The organism is Cytobacillus depressus (assembly GCF_008923245.1).
Classification (GTDB): domain Bacteria; phylum Bacillota; class Bacilli; order Bacillales; family Cytobacillaceae; genus Cytobacillus; species Cytobacillus depressus.
Genome location: NZ_WBOS01000003.1, coordinates 56,361 through 73,318, shown reverse-complemented (window position 1 = coordinate 73,318; position 16,958 = coordinate 56,361). Strand labels below are relative to the sequence as shown.

Below are 16,958 nucleotides of genomic sequence, written 5' to 3'. Positions count from 1 at the left end.
CCTTTTAAGGTGTCTGACACCTCAAAAGGACAAACCATATAAACTGTCCATTGAGTGTCCGCACCAGGGAGAAAAAAGTTAGGATTGTCCACGAATGGTGTCTGACACCAAAAACCGCTTTAACACCGTAAAGGAGGTATTTTCTATGTCGAGCATTCCGGAGCATTTGTTGGAGCCGTTGGATTTTGCGGCGAGTGAATTGAAGGATATGTTAAGTCCTAGAATTGAGGAGGATGAACGGTTGGTGCAGAAGGGGCTGCTGCTTTTTCGGCAGAGGCTTGTTTCGCAAATTCGCTTTGATGGGACTAACATATCGGGTGTTGTTCAAGATGTGATGCCGGCAAGGGTGTTGCTGGATCTTGATTATATCAATTTAAGCGAATGCTCTTGTCCGGCGGATGGGTTTTGCCGTCATCAACTTGCTGTGTTTTTCCAGCTGCTTTCACAGGCAACGAGTGTGATGGACTGGGCCGCTGATTGGAGAAAGCCACTAAAAGAGAGTAAGGCAGTTCAACTGCTTGGACTGCAAACGGCAAGGGATTTATTAACAAGCTCGAGCAGACAAAAACCCGATTACGATAGATGGGTAGCGGCCTTCCATGAAAGCTTCACCGCGATTATGACAAGAAATGGCGAGCCGAAACCTTACACTATTTCCGAGCTTTTTCACATTTATACGAGGCAGTGGAAGGCAAACGCCCCGTTCGAGCAGGAATGGAAGCTCCTTTATCACCTAATTGGCTACTTTTTTTCTTTCAAATATTTAATGAAGCTAAGCACCGAACTCGGCCATTCGCGTGAGATCATTAACCGCTACTACCTTCATCTTTTCGAAGATTTAATTCAGGATATTGTGGATGCGACGGAGAAACTTTCCGTTCACTCCCTTCCGTTTGCCTTTGATGAATTCATTGAAAAATTCAAGGCGGATTCTGCTGACATTCTAATGGGTGAATTCACGCTTGATTTTGAACAAATTCAAATATACCGGTTATTATGGGCGAAGTTTTTCAAAAAGAAGGCTTGGTGTCAAGAGGAGGTCGCAAAACTTCGAGCGATTGAAAACAAAAATTTTCCGATTTCCGTTGGGATCACTCATCAGCACATCCTATTAGGTGACGATGAAATCGCACTTGATCAGCTGTCCGGTACTGATAAATGGCTAACCCCGTATTTTCTTTACTGGCTCGGGCTTTTTACAAGTCATAAGGAATGGAAACGCATGGGCCCCTATGTGGAGGAATTCATCAAAAAGCTGCGGGAATATATTCATATTGAAGATAACCACTACGCGAATCGCAGTTTTACGAATATGGCGATTCGGGCAATTCAGCCGTATTGTACGGAGGCTGGCAGACAGGATCTCTATGAAAAAGCGCTCTTTGAATTGCTGCCATACAGCTTTAGTGAATATGAGGATATTCTTTTTGAAAATGAGGATTTTGCCCGCTGGACGGATTTGCAGGCGATGCTGAATTATGATATCGACATGCTTCCGAAAAGCCGGATCAAAGTGATTGAAAAAGCCGAACCGTCTTTACTTCTACCGCTCTACCACCAGTCGGTCCAAAGCCATATCGCTCATAAAGGCCGGGACCATTACCGCCAAGCTGTGCGCAAATTGAAAAAACTAAGGACTTTATATAAAAAATTGAAACGACAAGATGATTGGGCATTTTTCCTAGAGGCATTGCTGGAAAAAACAAAACGTCTCCGTGCCTTTCAGGAAGAGTGTAAAAGGGGAAAGCTGATCGATGCTTGATATTAGAAAAATAAACATTCATGTTCGACATATTACTACGGATCTCTATGCACTTTCGGCTCTGGACGATGATGGCCATTATTTCGATCCCGATTTCTGGGTGAAACTGCTTTTCCATCGACATGAGGAAAGCTTCTATGGAACGATTTTTCAAACGGACAAGACTGCCGAGGAGACAGATATTCTCCTAAACGGCTGGCAGCTTGTCACATTATTTGCCAAGGAACAGTTCAACTCCTTTATCGAGTGGGATTGGGATGAGACAGCGCAAATTTGCTTAGCCGCTTCCCTTCCTATATATGAGGCAATTTCGGAAAAGGAATGGATACCTGATTTCTCCGCCTGGGAAAATGGCGAGTTCCGCTGGGCATTGCCAGACCGCGTTGTACAGGAATTTGGTTCTTCCTTCTGGGAGCAAGTGATTGAAGAGCAATCTGTTCAAACATTTACCGGCGATTTATTTCACCATGCATTGGACGCGTATTTCGGGCGGAATAGCAAGCTGCGTGAGGATTTAAGCGGAAAAATCAATACGCTAAGAACGAGCGATCTTTCCCCTCGCGATCTCGCCGCTTATTTCGATGAAGAAAGCTGGCAGGAATGGATAGGCATTAAGGAAAACGACGTTCCTTTTACGATTGGATTGAAGCTGGAAGAGCCTGCGGATTTAGATGAAAATTGGGATTTAAGCATTTTTCTCCGCGGGAAAAAAAATCCCGAATTGCTTGTGGATGCCCATGATTACGCGAACTATCCACGCGGCTGGAAAAAGTACGAGGATGCAATCGAAAAGGAACAGGAAAGATGGCTGAATGTTTTTCCTTGGTTAAAAGGCGATAAAGGCATTTCGACACGCTTAACGGAGGATGAAGCCTGGACATTTTTGACCGAAGCAAGTGAAACCCTTCTCTCCCTTGGGATTGCAATTCTGTTGCCTTCTTGGTGGCAAGCGATGAAAAATGCGAGCTTACGTGTGAAAGCGCGGTTAAAGGGGCAATCCACTAGCCATCGCCCTTCCTTCGTTGGACTACAGGCCATGCTCGATTATGACTGGCGCATATCGATGAACGGAGTGGATTTGTCAGAGGATGAATTCCGCAGCATGGTCGAGGAAAAGCGTCGTCTCGTTTATATTCGCGGTCGCTGGATTAAGCTCGACCCTGCCTTCGTTCGGCAAATCCAGGATTTAATGAAAAAGGCGGAAAAAGAAGGACTCCATGTCCGTGATTTAATTGAGCAGGAGCTAATGGCCGATGAATCTCAGGCGGAGGACGATTTGGAAAATCCGAAAGCATTTGCCCGCATCCAAATTGAGCTGAACCGCCAGTGGAAGCAAATGGTGAAGCAGCTTCGGGACGTGAAGGACATTCCGCTTGAGGAAGTGCCAGCTTCTTTTCAAGGAGAGCTTCGTCCATATCAAAAACTCGGCATGAGCTGGATGCTATTTTTGCGAAGATATGGGTTTGGCGCTTGCTTAGCCGATGATATGGGACTCGGGAAAACGATTCAGCTCATTTCTTATCTTTTAAAAGTAAAAGAAACGGAAAAAGACAGCGGACCTGCGTTGATTATCTGTCCGACCTCTGTGTTAGGAAACTGGCAGAAGGAAATTGAGCGGTTTGCACCTAAGCTGAATGTGTATCTTCATTATGGAGGAAATCGCGCGAAAGGCGATGAGTTTACAGAAAAAGTAACGGCAGCCGATGTTGTGCTCACCTCCTACGGCCTCACCCATATGGATGAGGAGGATTTTGTTGGGATCGAATGGAGCTCGATCAGCATTGATGAGGCGCAAAATATTAAAAACGCGCAAACGAAGCAGTCAAAAGCCGTTCGGAAGCTAAAGGGCAAGCATCATATTGCCTTGACCGGCACCCCCATGGAAAACCGCTTAGCCGAGCTTTGGTCGATTTTTGATTTTACGAATCACGGGTATTTAGGCAGCACGGGGCAATTTCAAAAGCGGTTTGTCCTCCCAATTGAAAAAGATGACAATAAGGAAAAAGTGCAGCAGCTCCAAGCTTTCATTCGCCCTTTCCTGCTGCGGCGTACGAAAAAGGATGATGAAGTAGCGCTCAATCTTCCAGACAAACTCGAGCAAAAGGAATATTGCCCGTTAACAGCTGAGCAGGCCTCCTTATATGAACAACTGATTAAAGACACGTTTGAGCAGATCGAAAAGTTGTCTGCCTTTGAGCGCAAAGGTTTGATTTTGCAAATGTTGAGTCGTCTGAAGCAGCTTTGCAATCACCCTGCACTTTATTTAAAAGAAGAAAAGCCAGCGAAGATGATTGAGCGCTCCGCTAAGCTCGAGAAGCTGAGCGAGCTCGTTGATTCTGTATTGGACCAAGGAGAAAGCTGCCTGATTTTCACTCAGTATATTGAGATGGGCAACATGATCCGGTCCATGATTAAGAAAAAATTCGGTGTGGACGTTCCGTTTTTGAATGGCAGTGTTCCGAAAAACGAACGCGATCGGATGATTGAGAAGTTCCAAAATCATGAGTTCCCTGTTTTTCTATTATCACTGAAGGCAGGCGGCACTGGCTTGAACTTAACCGCAGCGAACCATGTCATCCACTATGACCGCTGGTGGAACCCCGCTGTCGAAAACCAAGCAACCGACCGCGCCTACCGGATTGGACAAAAACGCTTTGTCCACGTCCACAAGCTCATCTGCACCGGCACACTCGAGGAAAAAATCGACGCCATGTTGGAGAAGAAGCAATCTTTAAATGACCAGATCATCCAAAGCGAAAGCTGGATTACGGAGCTCTCGACGGAAGATCTGCGGAATTTGGTGTATTTGAGTTAGGGGTAGTGTTAGATTTGTAAATTCGCGTATCATGAGGTGCTCATGATACGCGTTTTCTTTTATTTTCGGAAAAACGCGGTCCATGACTGGTTCATGGAGTGGGTTTTCTCTTTATTTTCAGGAAAACGCGGTCCATGACTGGTTCATGGAATGGATTTTCTCTTTACTTTCGGAAAAACGCGGTCCATGACTGGTTCATGGAGGGGGTTTTCTCTTTATTTTCGGGAAAACGCGGTCCATGACTGGTTCATGGAATGGATTTTCTCTTTACTTTCGGAAAAACGCGGTCCATGACTGGTTCATGGGGTGGATTTTCTCTTTATTTTCGGAAAAACGCGTATCATGACTAGTTCATGGAGTGGATTTTCTCTTTATTTTCAAAAAACGCGGTCCATGACTAGTTCATGGAGTGGATTTTCTCTTATTTTCGGAAAAATGCGTTCCATGACTGGTTCATGGCGAAGGTTTTCTATTTTATTTTGTAAAACACGGTCCATGACGAGCTCACGTCACGCGTATTCCAATTTTCCCCTTAAAAAACCCGTACCATAATGAGCTCACGGTACGGGTTCTCTTCCCCAATCATTCCACCTACTTTCCAATCCCCACTTCAACCTTCTTCGTCTTGCCGCCTTCAAGAATCGTGGGCTGTTTTTTAATCGGCACTTTTTCTTTCTCATTCGGCCAGTTGACCATATATGAGACTTTGCTGCCTTCTTTTATTAAAAAACAAGATAAATAGCGATGATCTCCGGCTTTTGCGGATTTATTGATTGCGATGAATCCCTTTTTCAAATTGAATTGATAGTGGATTGGCTTTTTGATGTTATTTTCTAGGTAGTAAAAACGAAGCCTTGTCTTTTTCCTTAGAGGAATTTTACGATAGGATTTAGGCTTGCGGGGATTCAATAATTCGAGGGCATCGAAGAAACCCGGCTGATGGTTGATGTTAAGATGTTTTCCATCCACCTTTTCACCGCGAAAATAAAATGAAGTCTTTAAGTTACTTTTCTCTTTAAACAACACATCTAATCGCTCCATTTCCGTTAAAAGTATATTAGGACTATTATCCTATATATTACTTCGACAGCATTCCACTATTTCCTGCCCTAAAACCAGTAAATTCGCTCTTTTTCGTCATTATGTGATTATTTTTCACATATTCAGTGGGACACTGATTGGGTTAAAGGGCACTACAGCACGTCCTAATAGCAAAAAAATCCGGCGCATTTCGCGCCGGCTCGTAAAATTGGGGATGAATGGGGATACGGTTGATTCTTTGTATGAGGGAAAAGGGATTGGAAAATATGGAGGAAAGCTTTATGAAGGATATTTTGTGTAATCAACTTTATCGCAGATTAACGGGCAGTAAGACTCCACCTCAAAACTTTAGATGAATCGGAGATGTTTAGCTGGGAGATCAACTGCCCGTAAAGGCCCGATAAGTTCAACTAGCATTCAGTGGGGGATAAAGCGCCCCCCCACTGAATGAAGTTTCACTTTATCATCCGCTTCTTGAATCGGATGATACATAGGCATCAATGATTCACGAAGGATGACCTCAAGCTGGTTGACGCGGTTTGTTAAGTCACTTACCTTTTCATTTGATTTGCCAAGCATTCGTATAAGTGTTTCAATTAAATTCTCCAATTCCTTCTCTTTTTTCACTTGATTCCCCCTACTTTAGAGAAAACTTCTTCGGCCCGCTTCTGCTCGAGAAACCGTACTGAATCTGCTAAAACTTCAGTTACATACACCCTTTTGCCTTCTTGATTGTCATAGCTGCGCGTTCGAATCTTGCCAGTAATTCCGATTAATGAACCCTTTTGACAATAGCGCGCTGTGTTTTCGGCGGTTTTATTCCAAAGAGTACATTGGACAAAATCAGCATCAATTTCTCCTTGTTGATTTCGGTAGTGCCGATTTACTGCCAACGTCACACCTGTCACTGGCGTTCCCTCCATCGTTCTTCTTAGCTCAGGGTCCTTCGTCAACCTTCCCACCAACGTTACTTGATTTATCATATTTGATCACCCCTCCTCTTCATTGGCTTTATCATAATCGCTTTGTGGGGAAAAAGTAAAAAGTCGAAAATTGAATTTCTAAAGGGATTTTAGAACTATATTGACAGTTCCGACAGGAAAAAGGTCGTATTTTTGCTGAAAACCAATTCAAAATATCAATTTTAGACATTTCGGTAAAGATTTTTCGACAAAAGGCGTTTTCGCTTGACTCATACTAAATGAACATTTTTCAATCAATAGTGGTCCCAGCTAAATTCGATTCCCTAAAGTGACTGTGCTATAATTTTATTAAGATTGAATGAAATTCGCCTTGGTGTATTTTTCGCCCAGATTGACTTAAGCTTGATAATTCCTCAAAAAGTGTGTGTTCAAAAAGAAGAACAAAAAGAACCGAGAAGTTCAAGGAAGCGTAGCCTTCGAGCACGAGAACGCTAGCTGGTCGCTTCGAAGCATTCTCCTCGCACGAAGAAAAAGTGCACTTCTTTTTCGAGGAATTTTTCCCGGACTTTTTGAACAACCTCTAAAATCTGTGGCATTCGCCAAATGAATATTGGACGACGGGAGGAAAAGGATGAAGACATTTAAGCTCATCTCGTTACAAGTAGTCGAGGATGATTCATTGGTAGAGATTGACCTGAATGATGGCTTAATTATTAATCAAGAAAATGAGCGAAACACATGGTTGCTGGAATTTTATATTAACAAATCCTATGATGATTATTTCCAAAAGCTTTTCAAGGAAGGCAAGGAGCTTATTGTTCAAGTGGTCATTACGAAAAAGGAAAATAGCCCGGCTGCTTTGCAATCAAGGATTATAACAATTAAACATCTGAAAGATCATATGAGTATTCTTATGGAAGGTAAGCTGATGAAAAACAATGATGATTATGCGGAAGTTGTTTTGAAGAAGCTGATTGATAAAGGTTTGGCAGGCGAGGAGCTTATGAAGGAATTTAAGACGATCCTTCGCGGAAAACCTCATTTAACCGCCGCTAAAAAAGAATAGAAAAACACGAAAAGAGTCAGGACTCGATAGTCTGACTCTTTTTTTATCTATGTGAATTAATGGACAAGCTGGCCCGAAAAAGGATCGAGCCCTTCTTCCTCCACGCTCAATAGTTGCTGAATAATATATTCGATATCCTGCTTTCGGTAATCCCGCAACGGGAGATCATGTCCGTAAGCATGGAAATATAAAATAGAAGCCAATTTAATTTCTTTCTCAGAAGCAGGCCTTAATTGCTCTGCTTTTTTTTTAGCTGTTCTTTCATTTTATCGATTACATATTTTGCTTCCATTTTACAGGAATAGCTAACCTCAGCTTTAAGCTCTTTTTGTAGGCTGTTAATTTCCTCGATTTGAGCTTCAGTCGGTTCCTCAGTAAAAATCTTTTCTATAGCAACATTAATTTTATCCGCCAGCTCTTCGTGAAACTGAGGATTTTCCTTCATTTCATCACTAATTTGATTGAACCAAGATGAGTGATTATTGATATAATCTCGCCACTCATTTACAAAGTTTTGCATACTAAATCGCTTTTCATCCCACTCAATACTGATCATATATTGTTCAAACGAAGTCGTAATCGAACGAGCAATACTTATTTTTATTCCTTGTGAAAGGTCTTTAAACATCATTCTAGTATGAGTACCCCCCAGTTAATAACAAATATCAAGCCAAACTTAATATTAATACATTATCATAGTTTTAAAAAAAAATACAATAATCGAGTAAATAAATGGGAAGTTTATCCATGATATTAGTTGTTATTAGCAAGAATGAAGCCGATTATCCAAAAAAAATAAAAGAACAGAGTTCCCCCTGCTCTTTTTTCAAAATGTTATCTTTTCTTGTTCATATTGTCTTGATTGTTGACACCGTTATGGTCTTTCGTACCCGGGGTGATATTATCGTTTCTATCATTGACTCCAGGTTGATTGACGTTATCATTGGTGGTTGGAGGAGGCGGCTCTTGTTTAGTAGTTGCACAGCCGGATAGTAGCAACGCCGCAAGAACAGAGCCTCCAATCATGTTTAAAAGCTTTTTATTCATTAGAAAAAGCTCCTTTCCTTTTTGTTTTTGAGTGACCGTTTTTACGGGTCTTTTGTTATATTTCCCAAAAACAGCTATAACTTTCACTAGGAAAATTTGGAATTTACAATTCAACAAAAAAAGCCAGCATTTCATTCATTTGCTGGCTTTCGTTCAAAAAATATTATTGTAAGGCAAACATAATTTCTGCTTCGCAGACTAACTCCCCGTCAACGGTAGCAATGGCTTTTCCTTTGCCGACTGGCCCTTTCAGACGAGTGATTTCCACCTCTAAACGTAATTGATCCCCTGGCTTTACTTGTTTTTTAAAGCGGCATTTATCAATTCCGGCAAAAAACGCTAAACGTCCACGGTTTTCTTCCTTTTTAAGAATCGCAACCGCTCCCACTTGCGCAAGCGCCTCAACAATAAGGACTCCTGGCATTACCGGGTAATCAGGAAAATGTCCGTTAAAAAACTCTTCATTTGCTGTGACATTTTTAATTCCAACCGCCTTATGCCCTTCCTCAACCTCCAAAATACGGTCAACAAGTAAAAATGGATAGCGATGAGGAATAATTTCTTTAATTTGTGTAGTATCTAACATAATTAGTACCTCCTCCTAACATTAGGTTATAACCTATTTTATTAGAAAAATTCAACGTTTGCAAAGTTAAATAAAATAAAAAAGGGAACTAGGGTCCCTTTTTAGTCCTTATCCACAAGATCAATAATATGCGTCCAGGTGGATTTATTAAAAATTTCCTTCACATTGCCACCGCCCATAGCGCCGTATCCGAAGGCAGCGCCAGCAATCCCGCTTATACAAATTAAAAAGGCAACAATGATAATCCGCAGCCAAATCGGAATTAAACGCACCCGTATGCGGCGATTACGTATTTTTTCCGTTTTGATTTTGCGTTCTTTCTTTAGTTGTTCACGCGTATTCGCTGCTTCTTGATTATTGTTGTTCAATGACATGTTTATTCCCCTTTAGTATGTGTTCAAAAAGGAGGACAAAAAGAGCCGAGAAGTTCAAGGAAGCGCAGCCTCCGAGCACCGGAACGCTAGCTGGTCGCTTCGAGCATTTTCCTCGCACGAAGAAAAAGTGTTCTTCTTTTTCGAGGAGTTTTTCCCGGACTTTTTGAACAACCCCTTTTAACGAATTCCGTTGATAAGTCCCATCATCTGGTCAGCAATTGAAATGGATCTCGATTGAAACTGATAGGCTCGCTGAAGAGTAATCAATTCTGGCATTTCCTTAGACATATCAACATTTGATTGCTCAAGTGCGCCTTGCTGAATGGCAATTTGATTTCTTAAAGGGCCATTTAACTCTGTTAAAATTTCATCCATCGACGTATTTAATTCCGCAAAATTTTCCGGAAGTCCAAGGAGGTTTTCACCCTTTTGCTCAAAGAATTGAGATTTCTTGACCTGGACAACTCCTAGATTGAACTCAACCGTACTACCGTTATTCATTGAAACCAATACACGGCCATTGTCCTGTAAAGAAAATTCCTTTATCGGGCCGTTAATGGTAATCGGATTATTATTCTCATCCAAAACCGGATGGCCACTTCCTGTAACAAGCATCGTTTCATTTGGCGATAAGGGTGTTAAGTAAAATGCCCCATCCCTCGTATAGCGAATGGAAGACCCGTTCTCCCCTTGCTCTAGCACTTTAAAGTATTGTCCCTCAGTTGTAAAAGCAAAATCAAGAGATCGTTCGGTCGTTTTCACGCTTCCCTGGCTCCCTACCATTTGTGATTGGGCCAGCTTAGCCCCTACCCCTTGCCGAATGCCATTTGGCGTTAAGCGATTCGTCTCTAATTGAGGAAGTGTCTGGTTATTAAATTGCTGGAAAAGCAAATCTGTGAAGCTTGCTTCTCTCCGCTTATAGCCTGTTGTATCGATGTTTGCCATATTATGACTAACAATATCCATTTGCTTTTGGAGCTGAGTTAATGTATTTTGCGCCGTAATCATTGTCCTATTCATCGTTATCTCCCTTTATCGGTTAATTTTCTTGAACTCCAAATGTAATAGGGTCCCGATTCCTAGATAAATCATTAAGAATTAACCGACTCGTCCAACCTCATTCGCCACTTTTTCCATACTGCGATCATAAGCCTGTAATACTTTCTGATTTGCCTCAAAAGCACGGTAGGCGGACAGCATTTCTGTCATTGTTTTGCCAACATCGACGTTGGATCGCTCGATAAACCCTTGCTGAAGCTTAAATTGAGCACCTGCCACGTTATAAGCAGTCGGAAGGGTATTTCCATTCTCCGTTCGGTAGAACCCATCTCCTTGCTTGATAAGGCGGTTTGAATCCTCTGCAAACGCAACACCCAATCTTGCTCTTTTGCCATTTTCTCCTGTTAGCACACCGTCTTCACTAAGAGTAAACCGATCGCTCGCTAGCTGAATGCGATTTCCCGTTTCATCTAATACAAAGTGACCGCTTGCTGTTGTAAGAAAACCATCTCCATCAACGGTAAAGTTCCCATTTCTCGTATACTGCTGATCTCCATTTGCGCCGGCAACTGTGAAATAAACACTGCCGTTAGCTGGCATGGAGACGTTCAATAAAGCCAAATCTGTCTGCAGGCCTGTCTCCTTTAAATCCCCTTGAATAAAGTTAGGGATGGCTTCCTGCAAATAAACTCCCGTATTGAGAGTGCCAATTTTTTTATTAAAAGGCAGTTTAAGCCCATTTTCCGTTGGGATGTTTTGCTGGTCAAACCGCTGCAATAACATTTCTGGAAAAGCCCTTAATGTGGATTGATCGGCTTTAAAGCCTGGAGTATTCGCATTAGCCATATTATTTGTTAACATCTCGGTTCGTCTCTGCTGAGCAGCCATCCCGGACGCAACTGTATAAAACCCTCTGAACATAAGTCCACCTCATTAAAATACTTTTGAAAATAGCTATGTATCATCCGTCATTTTTCACTTACCCCTATTATAGAAAAAATCTGCAAAATATACATTAGATTTTGAAAGAAATAGCAGATATTTGTAGAAACTTTGTTTTTTTAAAACTTTATGGAGGGGAGGCTTGTTATTTATTCGAATATTTGTTATCATCTATACAGGAACATACATTCGTATTTATTTGAAGTATAAAAAAACCGAGCGAAAACCCTTTTCGGCTTTACACTCGATCTCCACTGTTCTAAAATTATCCTAGCTTGCGTCTTGGAAGCTTATCAATATTATCAAGCATGACGCCGGTACCGATCGCCACGCAATCCATTGGATTTTCAGCAATAAGGACAGGCACTTTAAGTTCTTCAGCAAGAAGAGTATCAATGCCATGCAGTAACGCTCCTCCGCCTGTAAGAATGACACCGCGGTCAATGATATCTGCTGATAATTCAGGTGGTGTACGTTCTAGAACGCTTTTTGCTGCCTGTACGATAACGGAAACAGATTCCCTTAATGCACGTTCGATCTCGTCTGAACGAACAGTAATCGTTCTTGGAAGGCCGGAAACCATATCACGTCCGCGAATTTCCATTTCTTCGCTCTTTAAGCCTGGGAATACCGTTCCAATGCTTGTTTTAATATTTTCGGCTGTTCTTTCTCCGATTAATAATTTGTATTCACGTTTAATATATTGAAGGATCTCGCTGTCAAAAGCATCCCCTGCCATTTTAATTGAAGAAGCTGTAACGATGTCACCCATTGAAAGAACTGCAACATCTGTAGTTCCTCCACCAATGTCAACGACCATATTTCCGCTCGGTTGGAAAATGTCCATGCCAGCGCCGATTGCAGCAACTTTTGGCTCTTCCTCTAAGTAGATTTTCTTACCGCCGCTTTTTTCTGCTGCTTCCTTAATCGCCTTTTGCTCTACACTTGTGATATTTGTTGGGCAGCAAATCAATATCCGCGGCTTCGATAAAAAGCCTTTCACATTTAACTTGTTGATAAAATGCTTCAGCATTGCTTCTGTTACATCAAAATCTGCAATCACTCCGTCTCGAAGCGGACGTATTGCAGCAATATTCCCCGGTGTCCGTCCAACCATTCGGCGTGCTTCTTCACCAACAGCTAGTACTTTATTCGTATTCTTATCAATCGCTACGACTGCTGGTTCATTTAAAACAATCCCGCGGCCCTTCACATGAATCAGTACGTTCGCCGTCCCTAAGTCAATCCCAATATCCCTTGCAAACATTCTCTCTTCTTTCCTCCTGACTACTGGCCCTGTCCGCCATTCCCTCTTGGGCATAAATTAAGCACCGGGCAGGAAAAAGCCCAATACATTTTCTTATGCTATTAGCGATATAAAGCGAACCTCGCTATAAATAATTTTTAATTAATTGCTCCGTAAACGAAGCACTCTACTTACCTTATCTCAGCTAGTTGTAAACATTTTTGATTTACGAATCAAGTTCTATCCTAATTCATTATTCTACCACACTCTATATAAATTAAATAATTTTTTGTCAGAAATTGTGAGGGTTTTTGAAGAATTTTGTCGGAAGATAGAACATTCTGATGGGAGAACCGCTCTCCTATTGGGATAGGCTCAATATCCTATCATGTAAAAAGCAACCAGCGACATTTTGCTGATTGCTTTACGTAGATTTATGTCCATTTTCTCACTTTATCCCAGATCCACGGGCAGTAAGTCTTCCACCTTAAAACTTAGATGATTCGAAAAAGTTTAGGCGGGAGATCAACTGCCCGTAAAGGCCGACGACGGACATGATGTCCTAGTCAGGAGAAAGCCACAGGACAAGGAACACTGCGGCAGCCATACATCGCACGACCAAAAGCAGAGCTTTTGGGAGGACATGGCGCTTTGAGCATGATAAGTTCAACTAACATTCAATGGGGGATGAACTCCGACTAAGAACGCCACCGCCTAATGTCTTTGGCGGCACTATCACGTCCTGTGCGTTGGAACCCCTACTGAATGAAGGTTCATTTTAATTTTATCACCTCTTCCTCCATTTCCTCCTTTTTATATTTCATTTTTGTCGCTTCTCCCCCGCGTAAGTGTCGGATTGATTTATGATAATCTAGAATTTCCTTTACTTCATTCGCCAGTTCAGGGTTAATCTCAGGTAGTCTTTCTGTCAAGTCTTTATGGACTGTACTTTTGGATACGCCAAACTCCTTCGCTATAACGCGAACTGTTTTTCTCGTCTCCACGATATACTTTCCAATCTTGATAGTTCTCTCTTTGATGTAATCGTGCACACCACTCGCCCTCCCTAAATTGGATGTGAGGAGTGTGAAATGAGACTCGCTTTTCGCTTTGATCTATACTCTATTCCGCATGATCAGTACCCTTTGGGGCCTTGAATTTGATCCATTGCGGCAGAAAGATGATACTTTCTGAGCTTACGGTGAATAAACATGTCCTAAGGCACATTCGCTACTGTCTGCAAAACGACTCCTCACCTCAACCACTCTCTTTGTAGGTTTGTAACAGTCTATTAGCTTGGTTGCTGATATATGCACAAAAAAGACAATAGGGACAAGGTATTGCGAAAGTTTTTTGAAAATTTGTTTTTTTATTATTTTTGGTTCTTTTTTAAATTTGCAGCTATAAGATTTTTTGGGGAAAAATAAGGAGGTAATATGGTGGAAATTAGAATTTTATTAGATATTTCCCGAGAAATTGTCGATTGATGGAGTTCCCTACATTTTTTGATCAAATTAGTGGTCGTATTTAATTTTTGATTGTTTACGGGGATTATTTGAGATTAAATTTATTCGTTTATAGATTAATAATACGCTAACCCCCGAAAAATAAAACCCGCCAAATCGGCGGGCCTTCTATTATGCGTTTGAGGATTCCTTTGAGGATTCTTTTGAGTTTTCTTCTGTGTCGTTATTAGATTTGTCTTCGGAATCCTTTTCTTCATCATTTGAAGAGTCTTTGTCTGATTTATCTTCAGAAGTCTTATCTTCTTCAACCTTTTTTTCCTTTGTTGCTTTCGTATCATCAGCTTGCTTAAACTCTTGTAGCGAGCTTAACGGTTTTTGGAAGAAGTCATTCGGGTTAACAGCTTGGCCATCTTTGCGAATTTCAAAATGAACGTGTACACCTGTTTCTTCGTCGAATATGCTTTCTCCGGCTTTTGCAATCACGTTGCCCTGCTTAACTTCATCGCCAACCTCGACACTAATATCTTTTACTGATTGATATAGTGTTTCAATTCCATTGTCATGTTCAATAACAATAACATTTCCCAGTAGCACATCTTCATCGACCTTTGTAACAGTTCCACTTAATGATGCAACCACATCAAAGGTTTCGCCATCCTTCATTCCATAATCAATACCTGTATTTGGATGATACTGATTATTGTAGAATACAAGAGCCGCTTCCTGTTCCTCAGACTTTCCATTCATGTTATAGAAATCTCTTTTAACTTCGGCTGCTTCTGCGTTTTTAACAGGAGACAAAATGTTTTCCATAGAACGGTTTACTTCGACTGCTGGCTCATTGTACTTTTTCCCCGGAATATCAGTAGCATTGTAATCCACATTGTCTGTATCCGCCGCATTATTAAATGCGTTTTGATACCAAAGAACTCCGGTTAGAATGATTGCTGCTGCTGCAATGTAGATAGCTGGGAATGCCCAACGCTTCTTTAAAAAGCGCTTAAAGCTGGAATTTTGAGAAGATCGTTTCTTTTCTTCCTCTCTCATTTATCATCACCTCAGCAATCATTCTGAACAGATTAGAACAATTATATACATTTCTTTAAAAATATTTTTTTAGATTATCTTTCGACAAAAAAGAAAAGATTATGCATGGATTTGAAAAATATTTTTTAAGGGGTGTTTAAAGCAAATAAACAGAGAGCCACCCTTAATTCTCGGTAACTCTCTGTTTTTTTATGCAATTACCAAACAAAGACGGTGTTTGACGCCTTTTTTACTGTCCACCTCAAAAAGACAAACTCCCCCTAATGTCCACAAGAGGTGTCTGACACCCTATTTTTGACACCCTATTTTTTCGCAGTGTATTTAGTTAGATAGTTTTGGGAGTCGGCGATTTCGACGCCTTTGTAGTAGTAGGAAATGATGTCTTTATAGTTTTTTCCTTCTGCTGCCATACCATTGGCTCCATATTGGCTCATGCCAATTCCGTGGCCGTATCCTCTTGTATTAATAATGATATTTTCACCCTTGCGCTCCCATGTGAAATCTGTAGATTTTAGCCCCAGAAGCTCTCTAATGTCTTTTCCTTCAATCGATTTGCCGTTAATTTCTACCTTGCCTACGCGCTTTCCTGCTGTCCTTTCGGTAATGGTGCCAATTGTATTATTATTCGAGAGCTTTACTCCTAGCTTTTTCTCAAATTCTGAAATCGTAAAAACCTTTTGATCGCTAAACTTAGGGGACTTTAGATCCCATGGGCTTTCAACGCTTTTTAAATAAGGAAGTGCACTTAACCATATAGACTCTGAGTTTTCTGTATATCCATTACTTGTCGAAAAGAAACTTGCTGTTATAGGAGATCCATCGTACACAATAATTTGGCCTGCTGTTTCATTAACAGCTTCGGTAATTTTTTTGATACCCCACTCATAGTCCGAACCATAGGATTTCTTGATTTCATTTATATCTTTATAAACCTGATGATGTATGGTATCCGTGACAAGCGCTCCTCCTGGAAGCTCAGAATGCTTTCCATTTATCATTTCATTCACAATATATGTTCTTGCAGCTAAGCTTTGCGCCTTTAAAGCTTCTTTTTCAAAATCCCTTGGCATTTCCGATGCAACAACACCGACAACATATTCTTCGAGGGGAAGCTTCTCCACCTGCTTTTTTCCCATTCGGAATACAGCCACCTCGACTGAAGGTCCAGTTGACGTTTCTGCTGTATGGATTGGAGCTCCTTCCTTTTTCAAATGCTCTCCAAGCCTTCCAGTGACCTTTTCTTCTTTAAAAGGGAGAACGAGCAAGGAAGGGATCAAAAGCGTAATGAAAAATAGCAGTGCGGCTAGTGCGATGAAAGGTTTGAATTTTGTCATGAATATGCCTCCATAAAAATGTAATCTAATTTGTCTAGCTTCGGCGCCTAGCCCCGACATACAGGACGTACTAGTGTCGACAATGCAACAGGACAAGGAAAGCTTCGTCAGCGAAACATCGCACGACCAAAAGTGTAGCTTTTGGGAGGACGTCGCGTTTCTGTCGACCTCTTAGGTCTAAGTCAGTCAGGTTAAAGTACAACCTTCCCGCCGGACTGTCTTATGCTTGTCGGGGCTGACCACTAAGGAAAACTCCTTAGAATAATCATTTGCAGGAACAATCCGTTCTTTGATTGTTTCGAAGACGCTT

17 protein-coding genes are annotated in these 16,958 nt (G+C 41.4%); 3 read left to right on the top strand and 14 right to left on the bottom strand.

What is annotated here, in order from left to right:
* Positions 1–145 precede the first annotated feature (145 nt).
* The gene (locus tag F7731_RS09225) at positions 146–1,762 is read left to right on the top strand and encodes an SWIM zinc finger family protein (protein ID WP_151534498.1); all 1,617 of its coding nucleotides are present in this window, start codon (positions 146–148) and stop codon (positions 1,760–1,762) included.
* Positions 1,755–4,577: a DEAD/DEAH box helicase gene (locus tag F7731_RS09220; protein ID WP_151534497.1), complete on the top strand. Its 2,823-nt coding sequence runs from the start codon at positions 1,755–1,757 to the stop codon at positions 4,575–4,577. Before F7731_RS09225 ends, F7731_RS09220 begins: the two co-directional genes overlap by 8 nt.
* A 591-nt stretch (positions 4,578–5,168) precedes the next feature.
* Here the strand turns inward: F7731_RS09220 and F7731_RS09215 are convergent.
* The 3 genes from F7731_RS09215 to ssb all read right to left on the bottom strand — a co-directional run bounded on the left by F7731_RS09215 (position 5,169) and on the right by ssb (position 6,601).
* Positions 5,169–5,603 (bottom strand): hypothetical protein, encoded by a 435-nt coding sequence (locus F7731_RS09215; RefSeq protein ID WP_246197167.1) that lies wholly within the window; start codon positions 5,601–5,603, stop codon positions 5,169–5,171.
* A gap of 432 nt (positions 5,604–6,035) precedes the next feature.
* The gene (locus tag F7731_RS09210) at positions 6,036–6,245 is read right to left on the bottom strand and encodes a hypothetical protein (protein WP_151534496.1); all 210 of its coding nucleotides are present in this window, start codon (positions 6,243–6,245) and stop codon (positions 6,036–6,038) included.
* Positions 6,242–6,601: a single-stranded DNA-binding protein gene (gene ssb / locus F7731_RS09205; RefSeq protein WP_151534495.1), complete on the bottom strand. Its 360-nt coding sequence runs from the start codon at positions 6,599–6,601 to the stop codon at positions 6,242–6,244. The genes F7731_RS09210 and ssb overlap by 4 nt, the downstream gene beginning before the upstream one ends.
* 571 nt (positions 6,602–7,172) lie before the next feature.
* Between ssb and F7731_RS09200 the strand changes: the two genes are divergently transcribed.
* On the top strand, positions 7,173–7,607 hold the full coding sequence (locus F7731_RS09200) for a YwpF-like family protein (RefSeq protein WP_151534494.1): 435 nt from the start codon (positions 7,173–7,175) through the stop codon (positions 7,605–7,607).
* Between the two features lie 56 nt (positions 7,608–7,663).
* Here the strand turns inward: F7731_RS09200 and F7731_RS26430 are convergent, their stop codons facing one another.
* From F7731_RS26430 to spoIID, 11 genes are all read right to left on the bottom strand, one after another.
* The gene (locus F7731_RS26430) at positions 7,664–7,810 is read right to left on the bottom strand and encodes a hypothetical protein (RefSeq protein WP_170289667.1); all 147 of its coding nucleotides are present in this window, start codon (positions 7,808–7,810) and stop codon (positions 7,664–7,666) included.
* A 26-nt stretch (positions 7,811–7,836) separates the two neighbouring features.
* Positions 7,837–8,238 (bottom strand): hypothetical protein, encoded by a 402-nt coding sequence (locus F7731_RS09195; RefSeq protein ID WP_343032853.1) that lies wholly within the window; start codon positions 8,236–8,238, stop codon positions 7,837–7,839.
* A 203-nt stretch (positions 8,239–8,441) separates the two neighbouring features.
* A complete protein-coding gene (locus F7731_RS09190) occupies positions 8,442–8,654 on the bottom strand; it encodes a YajG family lipoprotein (RefSeq protein ID WP_151534493.1) in 213 nt (70 codons plus the stop codon).
* A gap of 163 nt (positions 8,655–8,817) precedes the next feature.
* A complete protein-coding gene (gene fabZ / locus F7731_RS09185; RefSeq protein ID WP_151534492.1) occupies positions 8,818–9,240 on the bottom strand; it encodes a 3-hydroxyacyl-ACP dehydratase FabZ in 423 nt (140 codons plus the stop codon).
* 101 nt (positions 9,241–9,341) lie between these two features.
* Positions 9,342–9,614: a DNA-directed RNA polymerase subunit beta gene (locus F7731_RS09180; RefSeq protein WP_151534491.1), complete on the bottom strand. Its 273-nt coding sequence runs from the start codon at positions 9,612–9,614 to the stop codon at positions 9,342–9,344.
* Between the two features lie 177 nt (positions 9,615–9,791).
* A complete protein-coding gene (locus F7731_RS09175) occupies positions 9,792–10,634 on the bottom strand; it encodes a flagellar hook-basal body protein (protein ID WP_151534490.1) in 843 nt (280 codons plus the stop codon).
* Between the two features lie 78 nt (positions 10,635–10,712).
* Positions 10,713–11,534, bottom strand: coding sequence for a flagellar hook-basal body protein (locus F7731_RS09170; protein ID WP_151534489.1), 822 nt, complete (start codon positions 11,532–11,534; stop codon positions 10,713–10,715).
* A 286-nt stretch (positions 11,535–11,820) separates the two neighbouring features.
* Positions 11,821–12,822: a rod shape-determining protein gene (gene mreB, locus F7731_RS09165; protein ID WP_151534488.1), complete on the bottom strand. Its 1,002-nt coding sequence runs from the start codon at positions 12,820–12,822 to the stop codon at positions 11,821–11,823.
* Between the two features lie 752 nt (positions 12,823–13,574).
* On the bottom strand, positions 13,575–13,853 hold the full coding sequence (gene spoIIID, locus F7731_RS09160) for a sporulation transcriptional regulator SpoIIID (protein ID WP_151534487.1): 279 nt from the start codon (positions 13,851–13,853) through the stop codon (positions 13,575–13,577).
* A gap of 585 nt (positions 13,854–14,438) precedes the next feature.
* Positions 14,439–15,314, bottom strand: coding sequence for a stage II sporulation protein SpoIIQ (gene spoIIQ / locus F7731_RS09155; protein ID WP_151534486.1), 876 nt, complete (start codon positions 15,312–15,314; stop codon positions 14,439–14,441).
* A gap of 302 nt (positions 15,315–15,616) precedes the next feature.
* Entirely contained in the window at positions 15,617–16,648 is a 1,032-nt protein-coding gene (gene spoIID, locus F7731_RS09150; RefSeq protein ID WP_151534485.1) for a stage II sporulation protein D, read from the bottom strand.
* Positions 16,649–16,958: the final 310 nt, after the last annotated feature.

What these genes read in the sequence shown, in the direction of transcription:
- F7731_RS09225 (WP_151534498.1), top strand. Translation starts at nt 146, where the DNA reads ATGTCGAGCATTCCGGAGCATTTGTTGGAGCCGTTGGATTTTGCGGCG.
- F7731_RS09220 (WP_151534497.1), top strand. Translation starts at nt 1,755, where the DNA reads ATGCTTGATATTAGAAAAATAAACATTCATGTTCGACATATTACTACG.
- ssb (WP_151534495.1), bottom strand. Translation starts at nt 6,601, where the DNA reads ATGATAAATCAAGTAACGTTGGTGGGAAGGTTGACGAAGGACCCTGAG.
- F7731_RS09200 (WP_151534494.1), top strand. Translation starts at nt 7,173, where the DNA reads ATGAAGACATTTAAGCTCATCTCGTTACAAGTAGTCGAGGATGATTCA.
- F7731_RS09195 (WP_343032853.1), bottom strand. Translation starts at nt 8,238, where the DNA reads ATGATGTTTAAAGACCTTTCACAAGGAATAAAAATAAGTATTGCTCGT.
- F7731_RS09190 (WP_151534493.1), bottom strand. Translation starts at nt 8,654, where the DNA reads ATGAATAAAAAGCTTTTAAACATGATTGGAGGCTCTGTTCTTGCGGCG.
- fabZ (WP_151534492.1), bottom strand. Translation starts at nt 9,240, where the DNA reads ATGTTAGATACTACACAAATTAAAGAAATTATTCCTCATCGCTATCCA.
- F7731_RS09180 (WP_151534491.1), bottom strand. Translation starts at nt 9,614, where the DNA reads ATGTCATTGAACAACAATAATCAAGAAGCAGCGAATACGCGTGAACAA.
- F7731_RS09175 (WP_151534490.1), bottom strand. Translation starts at nt 10,634, where the DNA reads ATGAATAGGACAATGATTACGGCGCAAAATACATTAACTCAGCTCCAA.
- F7731_RS09170 (WP_151534489.1), bottom strand. Translation starts at nt 11,534, where the DNA reads ATGTTCAGAGGGTTTTATACAGTTGCGTCCGGGATGGCTGCTCAGCAG.
- mreB (WP_151534488.1), bottom strand. Translation starts at nt 12,822, where the DNA reads ATGTTTGCAAGGGATATTGGGATTGACTTAGGGACGGCGAACGTACTG.
- spoIIQ (WP_151534486.1), bottom strand. Translation starts at nt 15,314, where the DNA reads ATGAGAGAGGAAGAAAAGAAACGATCTTCTCAAAATTCCAGCTTTAAG.
- spoIID (WP_151534485.1), bottom strand. Translation starts at nt 16,648, where the DNA reads ATGACAAAATTCAAACCTTTCATCGCACTAGCCGCACTGCTATTTTTC.